The organism is uncultured Erythrobacter sp., from assembly GCF_947492365.1.
Taxonomy (GTDB): Bacteria; Pseudomonadota; Alphaproteobacteria; order Sphingomonadales; family Sphingomonadaceae; genus Erythrobacter.
This window is the reverse complement of the sequence record NZ_CANLMB010000001.1, coordinates 435,056-453,403: the sequence shown is the minus strand read 5'-3', so window position 1 is coordinate 453,403 and position 18,348 is coordinate 435,056. Positions and strand designations below refer to the sequence as shown.

Here is an 18,348-nt window from a genome sequence, read left to right as displayed (position 1 = left end):
GGCTTCGCGGCATTGGCCGCGACGGCCGGTCGGCCTTGCGGTCGCAAGCGACCGGATTTCACTGTGCGTTTAGTCCAATCCTAGCTGCGATTGAAGGCGTTTTTTGTCTTTAGGCTCGGCCTTTCGGTCCAGGGTTGATCGGGCCAGCGGTGCTTGGGGTAGCGGCCTTTCATATCCTTGGCGACATCGGCCCAGCTGCCGCGCCAGAAACCGGGCAGGTCGCGGGTTGACTGGATCGGGCGGCCAGCTGGGCTGGTAAGCTTGAGCAAGAGCGGCGTGCTGCCGATCATCGGATGCTGGTCGAGGCCAAAGAGCGCCTGCACCCGCACCTCGACGCTCGGCGCATCATCGCCCGCATAGTCAATCGCGTGACGGGTCTTCGCGGGAGAGGTGAAGTGGGTCGGCGCGGCGCTGTCGAGCTGTTGGCGCGAGTCCCAATCGAGCAGGCCCAGCGCCGCCTCTGCATATCGATGCGCGGGCAAATCGAGATCGCGCCGCCCGGCCAACAACGGCTCCAGCCAAAGCGCCGATTGCTCGCGCAGGTTATCTGCCGAGAGCGCTTCCACCCCGCCGAATTGTGCCCGCGCCAGAAAGCCTGCTGGCAGGACTTCCCCCAGCTTTTCCAGAGCTTTCCCCACAAGGATATCCACAAGCGCTTGGGGCTCGGGTTCGGGATCGGGCGCGCGGGACAGGGTGATTGCGCCCAGCCGCTTTTCCAGCCGCGCTTCGACCCGTTTTTCCTTTTCGTTCCAACGCACTGTCCGGCGTTGTTCGAGCCTATAGTGAAGCGCTTGCTCAACTTCACCTGCGGTCAGTTCGGCCGCCGCCGTGATCCGCGCTCCCTTGGCCTGACCTTGCGCGTCGGCGATGACGATCCACTCCGCACGCGCAAGCGGAGATGCGGGATCGAGCTGGAACCCGCGCCCGCCCGCGCTGATCCATTGCTCCCCGCTCGCATCGCGGCGCTTCGCCACCCAATCGGGCCGCGCAAAGGCGAGGAACAGCGCGGGGTTCACACGGTTCGGCTCGGCGCCCGAAATCAGCTTCTCCGCTTGGCTCGCCCAGCGCTGCGCCAGCTTGCGCGCGGCATCGGCGCGGCGGCCGCGCTCGGACTTCCATTTGGAGAGCCGCTGCATCAGGTCCTCGCTGCGCCCGCCCAGCCCGCGCTCCTGCATCAGCACCACAAGCTGCGCCGCTTCGTGCGCCTGCGAGACTTCCGCACCGAACAAAACAGCCGCTCCCGATGCCGGGTCCATCGGCAGATGGGCGATTTGCGATCCTGTCGGCGTGATCCGCCCTTCGTCATCAAGCGCGCCCATCGCCTGCAAAGCCGCCCTTGCCGCCGCAACCGAGGCCGCAGGAGGCGTGTCGAGCCATGCCAGCTCCGCCGGATCACTCGCACCCCATTTGGCGAGCTTGAGCAGAAGCGGCGCAAGGTCAGCGGTTTCAATCTCGGGCGGCGAAAACTCAGGACGCCCGAGGTGCCCGCCCTCTTCCCACAAGCGATAGGCGACGCCCGGACCCTGCCGAGCCGCGCGCCCTGCCCTTTGCGCCGCCGCTGCCTGACTGGCGCGGCGCGTCACCAGATGGGTGGTGCCCGCCGCGCGGTCGTGTTCGGCCATACGCGCGAGGCCGCTATCGACCACTGCCGAAACGCCATCGAGTGTGAGCGAGGTTTCGGCGATTGCCGTGGCGAGCACGATCCGCCTGCGCCCTTGGCCGTCACGCCGAATTGCCTCGCGCTGAGCGGCCGGTTCGACCTGTCCGTGCAAGGGAAGGATCGGCGTATCGGGGAGCTTCGCCTCCAGCCGCTCGCGCGTCCGTTCGATCTCGCCGACGCCGGGCAGGAAAGCGAGGATATCGCCCTCCTCCTCACGCCAAGCCGTCATCACACCGCCCGCGACCTGATCCTCGATCCGCTGCGAGGGATTGGAGCCAAGCCACTTGATTTCCAGCGGAAAGCTGCGCCCTTCGCTCTCGATCACAGGCGTGTCATCACCCAGCAACTGCGCAAACCGCGCGCCGTCGATAGTTGCTGACATCACCAGCACCCGCAAGTCCTCGCGCAGCACTGCGCGCGTCTCCAACGCCAGCGCAAGGCCGAGGTCGCTGTCCAAATGCCGCTCATGCGCTTCGTCGAACAGGACCGCCGAAATCCCCGGCAATTCGGGATCATCGACCAGCCGGTTCACTAGGATCGCCTCGGTCATAACGATTACGCGGGTCTTGGCCGACACTTTGGTGTCGAGGCGGGTCATGTATCCGATAGTGTCGCCCGGCCTCTCGCCCAGCATCTCCGCTATGCGCTCCGCCGCTGCGCGCGCAGCAACACGGCGCGGGGATGTCAGGATGATCTGCCCGCTGCACCAATCCTCACCCAGCAGATCGGGCGCAACCGCAGTTGTCTTGCCCGCCCCCGGAGGAGCAATCAGCACAGCGGCTCCGGCACGCGCCAAAGTCTCCCGCAAATCGGGCAGAACAGCGTTGATGGGAAGGTTCGGGCTCACGCCCAACTCGCTAGCGCGATCAGTATCCGCGCGCGACCGCAAATTGCGCGGCTTCGGCCATGGCGGAGCGCGCTTTGCTGTCGGGGAAGATCGAGATCGCATCGATGGCGCGCTGGGCAAAGTGGCGGGCGCGCTCGCGCGTATCGGCCAAGGCGTTGTGCTTCTCAATCAGCCGGATCGCTTCGGCAAGGTCTTCATCCGCGCTGCGATGGCCGAGTATTGCGTCTTTCCAGAACTTGCGCTCTTCCTCGTTCCCGCGCGCATGGGCGAGGATGACCGGCAGCGTCATTTTGCCTTCGCGGAAGTCGTCGCCCTGGTCCTTACCCATGCTGGCTGCGTCCGAATCGTAGTCGATCGCGTCGTCGACCAGCTGGAAGGCCACGCCCAGATTGCGACCGAAATCTTCGAGCGCGCGCTCGTGTTCCTCACCGCATTCGGCGACCACTGCGCTGATCTGGCTGGCAGCGGCGAACAGTGCGGCGGTTTTCGCGCCGATAATGTGCAGATAGCGCTCTTCACTGGTTTCGATCTGGCGCTGGGCGGTGAGCTGCGAAACCTCGCCCTCGGCAATCACTGCGCTGGCATTGCTGAGGATCTTGAGCACCCGCAGGCTCCCATCCTCGGTCATCAGCTCGAAAGCGCGGCTGAACAGGAAGTCACCCACCAGCACCGTCGCCGGATTGCCGAAGATGATGTTGGCCGCTGCCTTGCCCCGGCGAAGCTCGCTGCCATCGACCACATCGTCATGCAGCAAAGTCGCAGTGTGGATGAACTCCACCGCTGCGGCGAGCTTGTGATGGCGCGTGCCCTGATAGCCGACCAGCTCCGCACCCGCGAGCGTCAGCATCGGACGAAGCCGCTTGCCCCCGCCCGAAATCAGATGGCCTGCAAGACGCGGGATAAGCGGAATTTCGCTCTGCATCCGCTCCAGAATAACCGAATTGACCGAGTTCATACCGCTCGCAGTCAATGCCAGCATCGGATCAAGTGTCGGTTGCTTGCGCGGAAGGGGAACGACATCTGCGGTCATGAAAGCGGCATTAGGGGTGCGCGCAGGCGGTTGGCAAGCGCTGAATTGCTGCTAGTTTTGCGTCATATGTCGCATGAAACGCAAGCATCGCCCGAGCAAGACGCCGCCCCTACCAGCGGAGGCGATCCGGTGCTCAATGCCTATCGCAAGAGCATCGACAATATCGACGCCGCGATCATTCACATGCTGGCTGAGCGCTTTCGCATCACGCAGGCCGTGGGTGAGTACAAGGCCAAGGTTACTCTGCCCCCTGCCGATCCCGCGCGCGAACAGCGCCAGATCGAGCGGCTGCGCAAACTCGCGCAAGAGGCCGACCTTGATCCGGAATTTAGCGAGAAGTTCCTGCGTTTTATTATCGAGGAAGTGATCCGGCATCATGAGAAGGCACGAGCAAGGTAAAACGCCCATGGCGGATGAACATAGCGAGGATGAAAATACTTCCCAGCCGACCAGCTGGATACCCGGCATGGAGATCGCGTTCGGGGCAGTCTTGGGAGGCGCTGCATCCGAAATGGGGGCCGAGGCGATCAAATGGATCACAAGTAAGCCCGAACACCCCTTCGTTACCCGAGTGCTCGCGCTCGAATGCCTTGACCCGCAGCAGGCACGATATTCGTGGACGATCGAGTTGGTGAACCAGACAACGTCAGGGGCAGCAATTGTTGGTGCGAGCATCGGCAAGAAAGGACCTGTCGCGATCAACCAGATGAGCCAAGCCAGCATGGAACGACGCGAATCGACCGGTTATCCAGTTCGCTATCCCTTTCATCTCGACCCGCTCTCGCAAACCCAATTGCGCGCGTTTGCCAGAATCAATCCTGCCAATAGCTACGTCGAACTCAACCTAGACATTCGCGCCTATAACGCCGCCAAAAACTTGCAGCACCAGACGATCTTGGCTTGCTTGCAATCGCCTGAGTAGACACCTTCCGTTCGCCTCGGGCGAAGGCACCTCAAGCCCTCGGCAGCCTCAAATCGACCAGCAATCCGCCAAGATCCTCGCTGGTATCGAGCGTGATTGAGCCGCCGTAGATCTCTGCGACGTCGCGCACGATGGCGAGGCCAAGGCCGGTGCCGGGCTTGCCGGTGTCGAGCCGTGCGCCGCGGTCGAAGATGCGGGTGCGTTCTTCTTCGGGGATGCCCATCCCGTCATCCTCGATCCAGATGCGGCACATGGGACCGCCGGGTTCGTGATCGACGGTGACGAAGACGCTTCCGCCGCCATATTTCGCAGCGTTCTCGATCAGATTGCCGAGAATTTCGTCGAGGTCCTGCCGTTCGATTGCGACCAGCGCATCCTTGCTCCCGGCGATATCCAGCCGACCATTGGGATAGAGCCGCTCGACTGCGCGGCGCACGGCCTCAGCGCTTTGGCGGACATTGGTGCGCGCCTGCCCGACCGCTCGTCTGCCCACCGCCCTTGCCCGCGCAAGATGGTGGTCGACATGGCGCTGCATCGTCTTGGTTTCGCGGAACACCGCTTCGTTAAGGTTCGGATCGCGCGCGGTCGCGGCGTTGGTGAGCACCGTCAGCGGTGTCTTCAACGCATGGGCTAGATTGCCCGCATGGGTGCGCGCTTCCTCAGCCTGCCGCTCGGTGTGTTCGAGCAGCATGTTGATCTCTTCAACCAGCGGCTCGACTTCATTGGGAAGCGGCTCGGTGATGCGATTGTCGCCCGATGTGCGCAGTTTCTGGATCGCCGCGCGCACACGGCGCAGCGGCGAAAGGCCATAGCGGATTTGCAGCAGTGCCATCACGAACAGGCCAAAGCCCAGCACCGCAAAGCTCCAGATCAGGATCAGGCGAACCTGCTGGATTTGCGCGTCCATTTCCTCGGTCGCGCTGGCCACAGCAAAGGTCCAGCGCGTCTCGCTGCCCGGCAGGATCACGGTCCGTTCGGCAATGCGCAGCCGCTCCTCGTCGAACTGCGCGGAATCGTAGAAATGGACGTCGCTGTCGAAATGCTCGCCCGCTTCGTCATCGCCGCGAAGGTCGAGCGTCCGGTCCCACAGGCTGCGCGAGGGGTAGGGATCGTAATCGGTGCCGCTGATCTGCCAGTAAAGCCCGCTATTGGGTTCCAGAAAGCGCTGGTCGCCCAGCGTGCGGTAGAACCAGACCTCGCCGAACGAGTCGATTTCTGCCGAGGCAACCATCGCCGTCAGCTGGTTACGCAATTGCTCGTCAAAATTGGCTTTGACCTGGGAGGTGAGCGTGCGCTCCAGCGCGACCCCGCCGAGCAGCAGCAAGACGATAATCCAGCCCGCCGCGATCAGCCCCATGCGCCGTGCAAGACTGGCGCGCGGCCGAGTCAATCCGCCCTGGGACAGAAGCGCGCCTTTTTCAGGCGCCGCTCCCTCAGCCCCGCGCTCAGGCACGTCCCTATGCTCGGGGGGCGTCTGCCGGGTCGTCGAGGCTGTAACCGAGTCCACGGATAGTCGTGATTACCTCTGCGCCAAGTTTCTTGCGGATACGGGTGACGAACACTTCGATCGTATTCGAATCGCGGTCGAAATCCTGATCATAGATATGCTCGATTAACTCAGTCCGACTGACGACCTTACCCTTGTGGTGCATCAGGTAAGACAGCAGCTTGTATTCCTGCGCCGTCAGCTTCACCGGCTCGCCATCGAGCGTCACGCGGCCCGAGCGGGTGTCCAGCCGGACATTGCCCGCAGTCAATTCAGACGAAGTGTTGCCCGAAGCGCGGCGAATGAGCGCGCGCAGGCGGGCGATCAGTTCTTCGGTCTGGAACGGCTTGGCGAGGTAATCATCCGCGCCTGCATCGAGGCCGGCGACCTTGTCAGACCAGCTGTCACGCGCGGTCAGCACCAGAACCGGAAAGTCGCGGCCTTCCTTGCGCCACATGCCAAGCACCGACAGCCCGTCAATCTCGGGCAGACCTAGATCGAGGATGCAGGCGTCGTAATTCTCTGTGCTGCCAAGGAAGTGCCCGTCTTCGCCGTCAGTTGACAGGTCGACGGCATAGCCGGTCTGTTCCAGCGTCGTCTTCAATTGTTGGCCAAGTGTCGGTTCGTCTTCGACGATCAGGATGCGCATATTCCACCATATTCGTATGAGGTTTCACCCAAGGGGTTGCGCGTTTGCGGTGCCCGCGTCAAGCGACGCCCCGCGCTTGCCACGCGCTCTTCCCCCGTCAAATCATTCATTGAGTTGCCGCTGCCTTCAGTTCGAGCGGTTGATGATGCGGCCGGTGCGCGCATCGACATCGACATAGGTCACGCGGCCGTCGCGGATGAATTTGAGCCGGTAAGCGCGCGCCGTACTGTCATAGGACGGGCCGAGATACTCGCTCCCGCGCATTCGCGGAAGCACGCGGCGCTCAATCTCGCGCAGGGAAAGCTGGTTGCCCGCGCGCATTTCACGCCGAGCATCGCCCTGGTCAGAGCGCGATTGCTCCTGCGCCATCACTTCCGATGCCACCACAGCCGAAGCGGAGCCGACACCGAGGGCGGTGAGCGTCACAGCGGCTGCGCAGGCAGCAAGAAAAGAGCGGTTGCGTGTCATCGTGCTCACATGCCTAGATCAAAAGCGTTGAACAAGCTGTGAATATCGCGCCGCGCGTCTGTTCAGACTTGTAGCGGCGCGTTTCATCAGCCCTGCTCAATCGGCTCCGGCTTCCTGCACCATTTCGTATTTGATCGTGATCGAGACACCGGTGCTGACCTGTCCGGGCTGGACTGGAGTATTGGCAACGTCTGCCGCTGCCATTGCGCGCATCTCTATCTGCGGAACTGGCCCGCGTCCTTGGATCGTCTCGCTCACCGCGAGCACGCGCACGCCGTCATAGCCATACATCGCGGCATAGGCCTGCGCGCGTCGCTCTGCCCGCTCGACCGCACGTTCGCGTGCAAGCGCTTTGGCTTCCTCGTCGTTCTCGATCGAGAAGCTGGGGCCGGACAGGTCGGTCGCACCAGCCGAAACCAGTGCATCCAGCGCGCGTCCGGTTCCCTCGATATCGCGCAGCTTCACGCTCACGCGGTTCGACACCTGATAGCCGCGAAATATTTGCTGGCGGCTGTCGCGGTCATAATCATATTGCGCGTTGAGGCTGATGCCAGTGGTCTGGATGTCTTCCTCGGCCACGCCCAGCGCGCGGATACGGTCGATCACACGCTGCATTTCTGCGGCGTTCTGGCGCAGAGCCTCAACCGCAGTGGGTGCCTGCGTGGTCACGCCCGCGCCGATGGTAACGAGGTCCGGCTCGGCGGTGACGCTTTCAAAGACCGACAATTCGATCACCGGGCCATTGGCGGTGACTTGGACTTCGGTGGCATTTGCGATGGCCGGAATGGTGAGTGCGGTTGCTGCCAGTGCAGCGAATGTGTGACGGATCATATTGGTCCTCCTTTGTCCGCGCTTTGCACTGCGCGTCCTTTCGTCGCACTGAACCGGCTTGGCAGGCGAAGCGCAAGCCCCTAGGTGCCGCACCCTATGGCTCAACCCCCGATCCTTTCGCTCGAAGGCCTTGGCCTGCAACAGGGCGCGCGCTGGCTGTTTGGCGGGCCGCGCGCTGGCGAGGGTGCGGAGCCGATTGACTTGCATGTGCTGCCGGGGGATCGCCTCGCGCTGATTGGGCGCAACGGGGTGGGCAAGACGACTCTGCTCAAACTGATCGACGACCGGATCGAAGCGGATCGCGGAACGCGGCGGGTGAAGCCCAATACGCGGATCGTGTTTCTGGAGCAGGAACCCGATTTCTCGCCTTTCGGCACACTGATGGACTTCGCGCTGGCCGGCCCCCACGCGCCGGCCGTCCACGAGGTTGAGGCGATTGCCGGACAGCTCGGGATCGACATGGCGACCGATGCGGCCTCTGCCAGCGGGGGCGAGCGTCGCCGCGCCGCCATCGCCCGCGCACTGGCGCAAGACCCCGATCTGTTGCTGCTCGACGAACCAACCAACCACCTTGATCTGTCGGCGATCGACTGGCTGGAGGATTGGCTCACCCGCTATAAGGGCGCCTTCATCACTATCAGCCACGACCGTACATTCCTCAAACGCCTGACCCGCGCGACCCTGTGGCTCGACCGCGGAACGATGCGGCGCAAGGAAGTCGGCTTTGGCGGTTACGAGGCGTGGGAAGAGCAGGTCTATGCCGAGGAGGCGCGCGCGGCGGAGAAGCTGGACGCACGGCTCAAGATCGAGGCGCACTGGCTCGAACGCGGCGTAACCGCGCGGCGCAAGCGCAATCAGGGGCGGCTCGAAAAGCTCTACCAGATGCGCGCGGCGCGGGCGGCGATGATCTCTGATAGCGGCGCGGCCAAGCTGAAACTCGCGAGCGATGATGAGTTCAAATCGAAGTCGGTCATTGTCGCGGAGGACATCTCCAAGACGTTCGAAACCGACGGGATCAAGCGCGCGATTATCAAGCCGTTTAGCCTGCGCATCCAGAATGGCGACCGGATCGGCATTGTCGGCGCGAATGGTGCGGGCAAGACGACCTTGCTCAAGATGCTGACCAAGGAACTCGAGCCCGACACCGGCTCCGTCAGCCACGCGCGCACTCTGACCGGCGTGATGATCGACCAGCAGCGCCGCCTGCTCGAACCCAATGCCAGCGTGCGCGATATCCTTGCCGAAGGCGGCGACTGGATCGACGTGCGCGGCGTGCGCAAGCATGTGCAAGCCTACCTCAAAGACTTCCTGTTCGATCCCAAGCTGGTCGACACCAAAGTCGGCATCCTGTCGGGCGGAGAGCGTTCGCGACTGCTGCTCGCCCGCGAGTTTGCGCGCACCGCCAACCTGCTGGTGCTGGACGAGCCGACCAACGATCTCGACCTCGAAACGCTCGACCTGCTGCAAGAGGTGATCGCCGATTTCGACGGCACCGTCATCATCGTCAGCCACGACCGCGACTTTCTCGACAAGACCGTCACGCTCACGCTCGGCCTTGACGGGACGGGCAAGGTCGATGTGGTCGCGGGCGGCTTTGCCGATTGGGAGGCGAAGCGGCCGAGGCCGGTTGTCGGCAAGGCTAAAGCGAACCGCGCGCCTGCTGCGCCCTCACCCGCTCGCGAGCCTGCCAAATCGGACAAGCTCTCCTACAAGGACCAGCGCGATTACGAGCTGCTGCCCGACCGGATCGAGGAACTGGAAACCGCAATTGCCAAGGGCGAAGCGATCCTTGCCGATCCCGATCTCTTCACTGCCGATCCCAAGCGGTTTGCGGCGATTTCCAAGGGGATCGAGAACGCACGCGCCGAGAAGGACGCCGCCGAAGAGCGCTGGCTCGACCTTGCCGAACGGGTCGAGGGGTGAGCGCCGCCTCGGCCTCTGCTCTCCACGAAGAGATCAAGGCCTGCACCATCTGCGCCGAGCACCTTCCGCTCGGCCCGCGCCCCGTGGTCCAGTTCTCGCGGATGAGCCGCATCCTCATCATCGGACAGGCTCCAGGAACCAAGGTCCATGCCAGCGGCGTGCCATGGGACGATGATAGCGGCGACCGGCTGCGCGGCTGGCTGGGCCTCGACAAAGAGCAGTTCTACGATCCCGATATTGTTGCCTTGATGCCGATGGGGTTCTGCTATCCCGGCAAGAAGGGCGGCGGCGATGCTCCTCCGCGAAAGGAGTGCCAGCCCGCCTGGCACGACCGCATCCTCGCGCTGCTTCCCGATGACTGTCTGACCCTGCTCGTTGGCTCCTTTGCGCAAGCCCAATACCTGCCTGAAACCCGCAAGCTTTCCCTCACAGAACGGGTCCAACGCGGAGCCGAGTTCGCACCCTTTGTGCCGCTCCCTCACCCGAGTTGGCGGGTGCGGATGTGGATGGCGAAGAACCCGTGGTATGAAGCCGAAACCTTGCCGCGCCTTCGGAGCCAAGTGCTTGAACGGATTTCATAATTCCGAGACATGGACCGCATGTTACACGGTCCTGAGAGAAAAACCGGCACTCAGGTAATCCGGTAAAAATCCGCCACCCGGTCGAGCGCCAATTTCAGCACCAATTTGCCGCTGCGGGCCGGCCAGCCGAGTTGCTTCTCCGCCTCTGGCAGGCCCTCGCCAGCGCAAACGACGCGCCAAAGCACATCCTCCAGCCCCTTGCCCGCAGATGCCAGCGCGCCGTCGAAACGTTGCTTTGCCGCGAGCTGTTGTTCGGAGCCTGTGAGCCCGGTGCCGCCGGTGGACTTCACCCGCACCACATCCCAGCGCATCGTGATATTGGGAGAGAGCCGTGCGCGTTCGTAATCACCGCGCAGCGCCTCGCCCGCATCGAACAGCCGGTTGTCGATATGGCCGCGCGCATGCAGCCAAGCTATCGGCGATTCGCCCAGATTGACCGTGACGCTGCGGCGCTTGCCCTTTGCACCGCCCGCTCGCACAGGCCCTTCGGATGTCAGTTCGCGTTCGACGAGTTTGCGCATTGCGGCTCTCCCTTTTCACCGGATTGGTTACAAGGCACTTGCATTGTCGCCACTACTGTAGGAAAGCTCTAAATCGGAAAAATCGACCCGAAGTGACAGCGAAAGCGCAAAAGAATGATCAATCGCATCCGCGAAATCCGCAAGGCCAAAGGGCTCACCCTCGCCGATCTTGCAGAGGCCTGCACCCCGCCCACCACCGCGCAGACAATTGGGCGGCTTGAGACAGGGATGCGCAATCTTTCGATCAAATGGATGGACCGGATCGGTGCGGCGCTCGACGTTGACCCACAGGTTCTGGTTCGTTCCGACAATCAACCGCGCGCGCAGATTGTCGCCCAGCTCGGCCTTTCCGATCCCGAAGCGCTCGACCGCCCGCGTGAGGCGATCCTGCCAACCGAAATCGCCGCGCAGGAAGACGATGCGCCGATGCTGGTGCTCGAAGTGACCGCTTCGATAGGCGAATATCGCCCCGGAGACATGGTGTGGCTGCGGCAGATCGCTCCCGACGACGCGGGCGGCGCAATCAACCGCGACTGTCTTGTGCCCCGCCCCGGCGGCCGCTTTACGTTTGGCCGCCTGATTGACCGCAAGGGCACGATGGTGGGCATCCTTCCCTCGCAGGCCGGGAACAAGCAGCAGGTGATCGACAATCCGCCATGGATCGCGGTTGCAGCGATGCTGGTGAGGCCGCTTTGAGCGCTAAACACGTCCTTTCGCTGAGCACGCTCTATCCCAACACGGTCAATCCGCGTTTCGGCACCTTTGTCGCGCGCTCGCTGGAGGCGCTGGCAAAGCGCGGCGCGGCGCACGGCGACTGGCGGGTGAGCATGGTCAATCCGATTGGCCTGCCCCCGATTGCATTGGGCCGGTATCGCGCGCTCTCGCAGCTGGACGAAGTGAGCGAGGAAGGCGGTGTCACCGTCCACCGCCCGCGCTTCACGCTGATCCCCGCTGTCGGCGCGCGCCGCAACGCCTCCGCAATTGCCAAAGCTGCCTTGCCGCTGATCGAGCGTATCCATGCCGAGACGCCGATTGATGTGCTCGATGCGCAATTCTTCTTTCCCGATGGCCCCGCCGCAGCGTGGATCGCGCGCAAGATCGGTGTGCCGCTCTCACTAAAGGCGCGGGGCAGCGACATCACCTATTGGGGCGGGTTCGATTTTGCCCGTGAGCAAATGCTCGAAGCCGCTGAATGCGCTGACGGTATCCTCGCAGTAAGCGCTGCGCTCGCCGGAGAAATGGCCGAAATCGGGATGCCGCGTGACAAGATCCGGGTGCACTATACAGGCCTCGACCGCGACCGTTTCCGCCCGCTCGAACACACCCAATTGCGCGCGCAGATCAGCAAGGAACTGGAATTCGATCTGCCCGCCAATGCGCCGATGCTGACCTGTGTCGGCGCGCTGATCGAGCGCAAGGGTCAGGACATCGCTATCGCCGCTCTGGCGCAGATTCCGGGCGCACGGCTGGTCTTGGTCGGCAAAGGGGATGACGAGACGCATCTGCGCGATCTGGCCAGCGATCTGGCGCTGGCGGAGCGGGTGCATTTTGCAGGGTCGCTTGACCATGATCTGCTGCCGCTGATCCTGTCAGCATCGGATGTGATGGTGCTGCCGACGATGAATGAAGGCCTTGCCAATGCCTGGGTCGAGGCGCTCGCCTGCGGCACTCCGGTTGTGACCTGCGATGTCGGCGGCGCGCGCGAGCTTATCACCAACAACACCGCCGGCCGGCTGGTCGAGCGCTCACCCGAAGCGGTCGCGGCGGGCGTGAATGAAGTGCTCAACAACCCGCCCATGCGCCAAGCCGTCGCGGCAATGGCGGAGCGCTTCAATTGGGAGACAAATGCGCTGGAACTTGCCGCGCATTATGACGGCTTGGTGGGTTAGGAGCGCGAGTCTCGCGCTCCCACCATCACATCCCGCTCAGGACCTTCTTTTCCTGCTTGTCGGCCTCGGTTTCGGTCGGCACAAAGCTGTTCGACGTCACACCCAGCCAGATCAGGATCGGAGAGGCGAGATAGACGCTCGAATAGGTGCCGACGAACAGACCCATCGTGATCGCAGCGACAAGGCCAAACAGGCTTGCGGGACCGGCGATAAGCAGAGGCAGCAGCGCCACCAACAGCGTCAGCGAGGTCATTACCGTACGTGCCAGCGTTTCGTTGATCGACAGGTCGAGCAACTCCGGCAGCGGCATCTTGCGATACTTTTTTAGGTTCTCACGCACTCGGTCATAGACCACGATTGTATCGTTCAGCGAGTAACCGATAATCGCCAGGATCGCGGCGATGATCTGGAGGCTGAATTCCAGCTGGAACAGCGAGAACATGCCAAGTGTCAGCGTCACATCGTGGAACAATGCGAACAGTGCGCCGACGCCGAACTGCCACTCAAACCGGATCCAGATATAAAGCGCGACCATCACCAGAGCGGCGAGGAGCGCAAAGGCGGAATCGCGGCTGAATTCCTCGGCGACTTTGCCGGAAACAGTCTGGTTTCCGTCGGATCGCACTTCGGGATAGGCCTGCTGGATTTCGGCGATCACCTGATTGCCGATCTCGTTCGCAGCGCCCGGTGTTCCCTCGACATCTTCGGGCAGAGGCACGCGGATCGAAACCTCGTTGGGCGAACCGAAGGCCTGCACCACGGGCGTTCCATAACCCAGCGCTTCGACGCGGGTGCGCAGGTCGTCGACCGGTGCCACTTCGCCTTCTTCAAAAGACAGCTGGACCTCTTGCCCGCCGACAAAATCAATGCCGAGATTGAGACCGTTGACCGCGACCAATCCCCAACTCGCCACCATCAGCAGCAGGCTAAGAATGAAGAACGGCACGCGCAAGCGCAAGAATTTGATATTCGTGTCTGCGGGGACAAGTTTCAAAAGTTTCATTTCTCGTCTCCCTTCTTAAATGTTGATATCTTTGGGGCGGTTCGCGGCGAGATAGCCGGAGACCCACAATTTGGTCAGGAACAACGCGGTAAAGACCGAAGTCGCAAGGCCGAAAACCAGCACGACTGCAAAGCCGCGGATCGGGCCTGAGCCAAACCAGAACAGCAACGCGCCCGCGATGAAGTTGGTGATGTTGGCGTCGTAAATCGCGCGGCTGGCTTCTTTATAGCCATTCTCGACCGCAGTTATCACTTTGCGCCCTCGTTTTCGTTCCTCGCGTATGCGTTCATTGATGAGCACGTTGGCGTCCACCGCCGCGCCGACGGTCAGAACAAAGCCCGCGATCCCCGGCAAGGTCAGCGTGAAATTCCCGATCGCCATCAGGCCCAGCAGGATCATCACGTTGAAGACCAGCGCGACGGTCGCGTAGACGCCGAAACGGCCATAGGTGGCAATCATCAACGCGATCACCGCAAGGCTGCCGATCAGCATAGCGATCATGCCCGAGCGGATAGATTGCTCGCCTAGCTCTGCTGAAACGGAGCGTTCCTCGACCACGGTCAATGGCACCGGCAGCGCACCAGATTGCAGCGAGATTGCCAGCTGGTTGGCGCTGTCGGGAGTGAAACTGCCCGAAATCTGCGCTTGCCCGCCAAGGATCGGTTCGCGGAAGAACGGTGCCGAGATAACTTCGCCATCGAGGATGATCGCAAAGCGTTTGCCGACATTGGCGATGCTCAGATCCGCAAATCGCCGGCCGCCTTCCTGATCGAAGGTGATGTTGACGACGCTTTCATTGGTTTGCGGATCGTTACCCGCATTGGCGCCGGTCAGCCGGTCGCCGCGAATGCCATTCAGGCGTTTGACGCCCAGCAACGGCGCGCCGGTTTCGGCCTCTCCCTCGGCGTAAGGCAGCAATTGGCTACCCGGACGCGCGGCCTGTTCGGCAGTGCTGTCCTCATCGACCAGCTTAAACTCGAGAACCGCGACCTCTTCCAATTGGGCCTTAAGTTGCTGCGGATCATCAAGGCCGGGAACCTGCACCACGATCCGAGTTTCGCCCTGCCGCAGGATGGTCGGCTCGCGCGTGCCGAGCAAATCGATCCGGCGGCGAATAACCTCAGTGGTGGCATTCATGGCGTTATCGAGCGCTGCCGAAGCACCGCCGCTCGTCGGGGTCAGCACGACCCGCTGGGTGTCGATAACCTCAAAGTCCCAGGCCTGCTGCAATGACCCGGCTTCGCCAATCATCAGCGGTTCGAGCAATCCGCGCGCCCGGTCGATTTCACTGACAGAATCGAGCAGGAACGACAGCTGGCCGTTGGCGCGCGAAATATCCGCGAACTCGACTTCGGGTTCCGCGCTGCGGAGAGCTCTTTCGACCTCTTCCTGCATATTCTCAAGCGCCGCCTGCTGCACATCATCAGGATCAGCCTCAAGCAGCAGGTGCGAGCCGCCAGCAAGGTCCAGCCCGAGATTGACTTCAGGCGCAGAGCTGTCTTCGCCAAAATCCACGCCTGCCGGTTTCAGCAGCGAAGGCAGAGCCGCCGCGGCAAAGGCCAGCGTCAGCGCCCAAAGCGTGATTTTCTTCCAGAGTGGGGTCTCAAGCATGGGTGCCCAATTTGAACCTTATCGATGGTTGGGTGGATGCCTTGCGGGGCAGTCGATCAGTCGTTGGCGGGCTTGCCGCCCGGCTCGATAATGTCGGCGATCGTGTGCTTGACCGCTTTGACCCGCACATCCTTGGCGAGTTCGATATCGGCGTAGGTGTCATCGACCTTCACGACTTTGCCGACCAGACCGCCCTGAGTGATAACCTTGTCGCCCTTTTTGATGCTGGCGACGCGGTCGCGGTGCTGTTTCTGCTGGCGCATTTGCGGGCGGATGATCAGGAACCAGAAGATCACCACCATGCCGAGGATCGGCAACCAGGTGAGCCATGCAGGCGGTTCTCCGGCAGGTGCAGCGGCGGCAAGGATCTCAATCATGGTCGTAAAGCCCGTTAGAATTGGTGTTTGTGTGTCAAATCCGGGATGGCAAAAGAGGCCTCAAAACCGCCCTTCCCTCGCCCGTATCAGCTGTAAGTGGGCGCGGTTAGCAGCATTGCAAGCCGCCCGCAATTGAATGCCGCGCGCGATGGTGCAAAGCTGCATCACCGCGCATTTGCGCTCCCAACCGAACCGGCAATCGAACAGGCCGCTTGCCACAAGGCAAAGCCGGTCCTATAGGCACGCGCCTCCACTGGATACGGGAAGTAGCGCAGCCTGGTAGCGCATCACACTGGGGGTGTGGGGGTCGCAGGTTCGAATCCTGTCTTCCCGACCAGTGGAGCATTCATTGAAGCATGGAACCGGTTCATCCCCTGCTGCTGTTCAATAATAACAGACATGCGCAAGGAACTTTCATGCGCCCCTCGCATTCTTCCCGCTCTTTGAAGCGTTCCGCCCTTTTGCTCTCGTCTGCCGCGCTGGCTCTGTGGGCAGCGCCTGCTTTTGCCAATGAAGGCGACGCAGCGCTGAACGAGGTCGGCACTGCGTCAGACGAAGCCAACACCCGCCGCACCTTCACGCCCGAAGATTTCGCGCGCTTCGCGCCGCGCAGCGCGCTCGACATGGCGCAGCAGATCCCCGGCTTTTCGATCCGCGACGATAATAATGGCGGCGGCGGCGGCGGGAATGATCGCGGGCTTGGACAGGCCGACACCAATGTCCTGATCAATGGCCAGCGCATTTCGGGCAAATCCAACGGGCCGGTCGCCGCGCTCCAGCGGATTCCGGCCGAGGATGTTGTGCGGCTGGAAATTCTCGACGGCGCGAGCCTCGATATTGGCGGGTTAACCGGACAAGTTCTCAACGTTGTCACCAGCTCCAGCGGCGGCGTTACCGGGCAATTTCGCTACTCCGCAGAATGGCGCAATTTCGGCGTCCCGTTCCGCTGGGGCGATGGCCAGATCAGCCTGGCAGGCGGCAGCGACAACACCAGCTGGACGCTCAGTTTCGAGAATGATGCCGGACGGCGAGGCGACGAAGGCCTTGAACGGGTTTTCGACGCCGATGGCACGCTGATCGACCTGCGCGATGAACAATCGCGCTTCGACTCCGACCGGCCCACCCTCTCCGGCTCCTTCGCCCGCACCGCCGAAAACGGCAATCTGCTCAACCTCAATGGACAGGTCGGCGCGAACATCTTTCGCCAGAGCGAGACGTCCGAGCGCACGGGGCTAATCGATCCGCGCGACCGCTCGCGCCTGTTCCGCAGCAGGGAAGACGAGTTCAACATCGAGCTGGGCGCGGACTACACATTCAGCCTCGGCCCCGGACGGCTCAAAGTGATCGGCTATCACCGTTACGAAGACAGCCCGACGGTCTCATCAGTGGTCACGCAATTCTCCGATGGTAGCGCCGCCACCGGATCTCGCTTCATCCGCGACGCCGATGAAGGTGAGACGATTGGCCGCGCCGAATATTCGGTCTCCGGCCTCGGCGGCGATCTGCAATTCGCGCTTGAGGGCGTGAAGAACTACCTCGAAATCGAATCCGCCTTGGAAGAGCTGTCTGCCGCTGGCGGTTTCCAGCCGGTCGCCTTTGACGGCGCCAGCGCGCGCGTCGACGAGGACCGCGCCGAGGCCACTATTACATACAGCCGCGCGCTCACCGGCAATCTGCAAATGCAGCTGTCGCTGGGCGGCGAATATTCGAAGATCAGCCAGACCGGCGCGCAAGGTCTCACCCGCACATTCTATCGCCCGCAGGGCTTCGCCGCATTCGACTGGAAGGCCAACGAGACGCTCAACGTGTCGGGCCGGGTCGAGCGAGTGGTGGGGCAGCTCAACTTCTTCGATTTCATCGCCTCGACCAATCTCGACCAAGACCGCGTCAACGTCACCAACGCCAATCTGGTGCCTCCGCAAAGCTGGCTGTTCGAGATCGAGGCCACGCAGAGCCTAGGTGATCTCGGCTCGCTCAATCTGCGCGGCTTTTACGAGGATATCAGCGATATCGTCGACCAGATCCCGATCGAAGGCGGCGGCGAAGCGCCCGGCAATATCGATTCCGCAACGACCCGCGGCATCGAGGCTGAACTAACGCTATTGTTCGACCCTCTCGGCATTAACGGTCTGCGGCTGGACAGCAGTGTCGAGCTTTCCGAAAGCAAAGTGCGCGATCCGCTAACCGGAGAAACGCGCGAGATATCCGGCTTTGATTACATCTCCGTCGATGCCGAGCTGCGGCAGGATTTCGCAGGCACGAACTGGGCGATCGGCGCGGCCTACCGCTTTGACGAAGACCGCCCCGATGTCCGCCTCTCAGAGATTTCGCAGCGAACCGAAGGCCCCGGCTTCGCCCGCGTGTTTGTCGAACACAAAGACGTGTTAGGCATGACCGCCCGCTTCCGCGTCGGCAACGTTCTGGGCCGCAACAACAATTTCGACCGGACCTTCTTCACCGATCGCGCCGCCGGACAGATTGACGGGTTCGAGGAACGCCGCCGCCGTTTCGGCACGATCTATTCGTTCGATATTGAAGGATCGTTCTAAG

The 18,348-nt window shown here is 62.4% G+C and carries 17 protein-coding genes and 1 tRNA gene; 8 read left to right on the top strand and 10 right to left on the bottom strand.

The features are described from left to right. Positions 1 to 80: 80 nt before the first annotated feature. Positions 81 to 2,507, bottom strand: coding sequence for an ATP-dependent helicase HrpB (gene hrpB, locus Q0887_RS02235; protein WP_299191982.1), 2,427 nt, complete (start codon positions 2,505 to 2,507; stop codon positions 81 to 83). A gap of 19 nt (positions 2,508 to 2,526) precedes the next feature. Beyond that, positions 2,527 to 3,537, bottom strand: coding sequence for a polyprenyl synthetase family protein (locus Q0887_RS02230; protein WP_299191981.1), 1,011 nt, complete (start codon positions 3,535 to 3,537; stop codon positions 2,527 to 2,529). A 66-nt stretch (positions 3,538 to 3,603) separates the two neighbouring features. On the opposite strand from Q0887_RS02230, the gene Q0887_RS02225 reads away from it, so the two are divergent. Continuing rightward, entirely contained in the window at positions 3,604 to 3,936 is a 333-nt protein-coding gene (locus tag Q0887_RS02225; protein WP_299195192.1) for a chorismate mutase, read from the top strand. 7 nt (positions 3,937 to 3,943) lie between these two features. Then, positions 3,944 to 4,459 carry a hypothetical protein gene (locus Q0887_RS02220; RefSeq protein ID WP_299191979.1) on the top strand — a complete coding sequence of 172 codons (516 nt, stop codon included), beginning with the start codon at positions 3,944 to 3,946 and terminating at the stop codon, positions 4,457 to 4,459. Between the two features lie 31 nt (positions 4,460 to 4,490). Here Q0887_RS02220 and Q0887_RS02215 read toward each other — a convergent pair whose 3' ends face one another. The 4 genes from Q0887_RS02215 to Q0887_RS02200 form a co-directional block, all read right to left on the bottom strand. After that, complete coding sequence (locus tag Q0887_RS02215; protein ID WP_299191977.1) at positions 4,491 to 5,816, bottom strand: HAMP domain-containing sensor histidine kinase; 1,326 nt, start codon at positions 5,814 to 5,816, stop codon at positions 4,491 to 4,493. Positions 5,817 to 5,916: 100 nt separating this feature from the next. Further along, positions 5,917 to 6,594: a response regulator transcription factor gene (locus tag Q0887_RS02210; protein WP_299191976.1), complete on the bottom strand. Its 678-nt coding sequence runs from the start codon at positions 6,592 to 6,594 to the stop codon at positions 5,917 to 5,919. 126 nt (positions 6,595 to 6,720) lie between these two features. Continuing rightward, the gene (locus tag Q0887_RS02205) at positions 6,721 to 7,062 is read right to left on the bottom strand and encodes a PepSY domain-containing protein (RefSeq protein ID WP_299191974.1); all 342 of its coding nucleotides are present in this window, start codon (positions 7,060 to 7,062) and stop codon (positions 6,721 to 6,723) included. Between the two features lie 96 nt (positions 7,063 to 7,158). Then, a complete protein-coding gene (locus Q0887_RS02200) occupies positions 7,159 to 7,893 on the bottom strand; it encodes an SIMPL domain-containing protein (RefSeq protein WP_299191972.1) in 735 nt (244 codons plus the stop codon). 96 nt (positions 7,894 to 7,989) lie between these two features. Between Q0887_RS02200 and Q0887_RS02195 the strand changes: the two genes are divergently transcribed. Then, on the top strand, positions 7,990 to 9,816 hold the full coding sequence (locus Q0887_RS02195) for an ATP-binding cassette domain-containing protein (RefSeq protein WP_299191970.1): 1,827 nt from the start codon (positions 7,990 to 7,992) through the stop codon (positions 9,814 to 9,816). After that, complete coding sequence (locus Q0887_RS02190) at positions 9,813 to 10,397, top strand: uracil-DNA glycosylase family protein (protein WP_299191968.1); 585 nt, start codon at positions 9,813 to 9,815, stop codon at positions 10,395 to 10,397. The genes Q0887_RS02195 and Q0887_RS02190 overlap by 4 nt, the downstream gene beginning before the upstream one ends. A gap of 50 nt (positions 10,398 to 10,447) precedes the next feature. Here the strand turns inward: Q0887_RS02190 and Q0887_RS02185 are convergent, their stop codons facing one another. Next, positions 10,448 to 10,918, bottom strand: a complete 471-nt coding sequence (locus Q0887_RS02185) for a DUF6456 domain-containing protein (RefSeq protein ID WP_299191967.1) — start codon at positions 10,916 to 10,918, stop codon at positions 10,448 to 10,450. Between the two features lie 114 nt (positions 10,919 to 11,032). Here Q0887_RS02185 and Q0887_RS02180 point away from each other — a divergent pair, with 114 nt between their 5' ends. Together Q0887_RS02180 and Q0887_RS02175 are read left to right on the top strand one after the other, a co-directional pair. Continuing rightward, positions 11,033 to 11,614, top strand: coding sequence for a helix-turn-helix transcriptional regulator (locus Q0887_RS02180; protein ID WP_299191965.1), 582 nt, complete (start codon positions 11,033 to 11,035; stop codon positions 11,612 to 11,614). Then, positions 11,611 to 12,807 (top strand): glycosyltransferase, encoded by a 1,197-nt coding sequence (locus Q0887_RS02175; RefSeq protein WP_363317633.1) that lies wholly within the window; start codon positions 11,611 to 11,613, stop codon positions 12,805 to 12,807. Before Q0887_RS02180 ends, Q0887_RS02175 begins: the two co-directional genes overlap by 4 nt. Positions 12,808 to 12,832: 25 nt before the next feature. On the opposite strand, the gene secF is transcribed toward Q0887_RS02175, so the two are convergent. From secF to yajC, 3 genes are read right to left on the bottom strand one after another with little or no spacing between them, the layout of a single operon-like run. Further along, positions 12,833 to 13,810 (bottom strand): protein translocase subunit SecF, encoded by a 978-nt coding sequence (gene secF / locus Q0887_RS02170; protein WP_299191962.1) that lies wholly within the window; start codon positions 13,808 to 13,810, stop codon positions 12,833 to 12,835. Positions 13,811 to 13,825: 15 nt separating this feature from the next. Next, entirely contained in the window at positions 13,826 to 15,421 is a 1,596-nt protein-coding gene (secD, locus tag Q0887_RS02165) for a protein translocase subunit SecD (RefSeq protein ID WP_299191960.1), read from the bottom strand. A 56-nt stretch (positions 15,422 to 15,477) separates the two neighbouring features. After that, a complete protein-coding gene (yajC, locus tag Q0887_RS02160; protein ID WP_299191959.1) occupies positions 15,478 to 15,798 on the bottom strand; it encodes a preprotein translocase subunit YajC in 321 nt (106 codons plus the stop codon). 260 nt (positions 15,799 to 16,058) lie between these two features. On the opposite strand from yajC, the gene Q0887_RS02155 reads away from it, so the two are divergent. Next, positions 16,059 to 16,135 (top strand) — tRNA-Pro (locus Q0887_RS02155). A 124-nt stretch (positions 16,136 to 16,259) separates the two neighbouring features. Beyond that, positions 16,260 to 18,347 carry a TonB-dependent receptor plug domain-containing protein gene (locus Q0887_RS02150; RefSeq protein ID WP_299191957.1) on the top strand — a complete coding sequence of 696 codons (2,088 nt, stop codon included), beginning with the start codon at positions 16,260 to 16,262 and terminating at the stop codon, positions 18,345 to 18,347. Position 18,348 lies beyond the last annotated feature (1 nt).

Bases quoted from the DNA above. Each gene is read 5' to 3' on its own strand.
- Q0887_RS02230 (WP_299191981.1), bottom strand. From the start codon at position 3,537: ATGACCGCAGATGTCGTTCCCCTTCCGCGCAAGCAACCGACACTTGAT.
- Q0887_RS02225 (WP_299195192.1), top strand. From the start codon at position 3,604: ATGTCGCATGAAACGCAAGCATCGCCCGAGCAAGACGCCGCCCCTACC.
- Q0887_RS02220 (WP_299191979.1), top strand. From the start codon at position 3,944: ATGGCGGATGAACATAGCGAGGATGAAAATACTTCCCAGCCGACCAGC.
- Q0887_RS02215 (WP_299191977.1), bottom strand. From the start codon at position 5,816: ATGGGGCTGATCGCGGCGGGCTGGATTATCGTCTTGCTGCTGCTCGGC.
- Q0887_RS02210 (WP_299191976.1), bottom strand. From the start codon at position 6,594: ATGCGCATCCTGATCGTCGAAGACGAACCGACACTTGGCCAACAATTG.
- Q0887_RS02205 (WP_299191974.1), bottom strand. From the start codon at position 7,062: ATGACACGCAACCGCTCTTTTCTTGCTGCCTGCGCAGCCGCTGTGACG.
- Q0887_RS02200 (WP_299191972.1), bottom strand. From the start codon at position 7,893: ATGATCCGTCACACATTCGCTGCACTGGCAGCAACCGCACTCACCATT.
- Q0887_RS02195 (WP_299191970.1), top strand. From the start codon at position 7,990: ATGGCTCAACCCCCGATCCTTTCGCTCGAAGGCCTTGGCCTGCAACAG.
- Q0887_RS02185 (WP_299191967.1), bottom strand. From the start codon at position 10,918: ATGCGCAAACTCGTCGAACGCGAACTGACATCCGAAGGGCCTGTGCGA.
- Q0887_RS02180 (WP_299191965.1), top strand. From the start codon at position 11,033: ATGATCAATCGCATCCGCGAAATCCGCAAGGCCAAAGGGCTCACCCTC.
- secF (WP_299191962.1), bottom strand. From the start codon at position 13,810: ATGAAACTTTTGAAACTTGTCCCCGCAGACACGAATATCAAATTCTTG.
- secD (WP_299191960.1), bottom strand. From the start codon at position 15,421: ATGCTTGAGACCCCACTCTGGAAGAAAATCACGCTTTGGGCGCTGACG.
- yajC (WP_299191959.1), bottom strand. From the start codon at position 15,798: ATGATTGAGATCCTTGCCGCCGCTGCACCTGCCGGAGAACCGCCTGCA.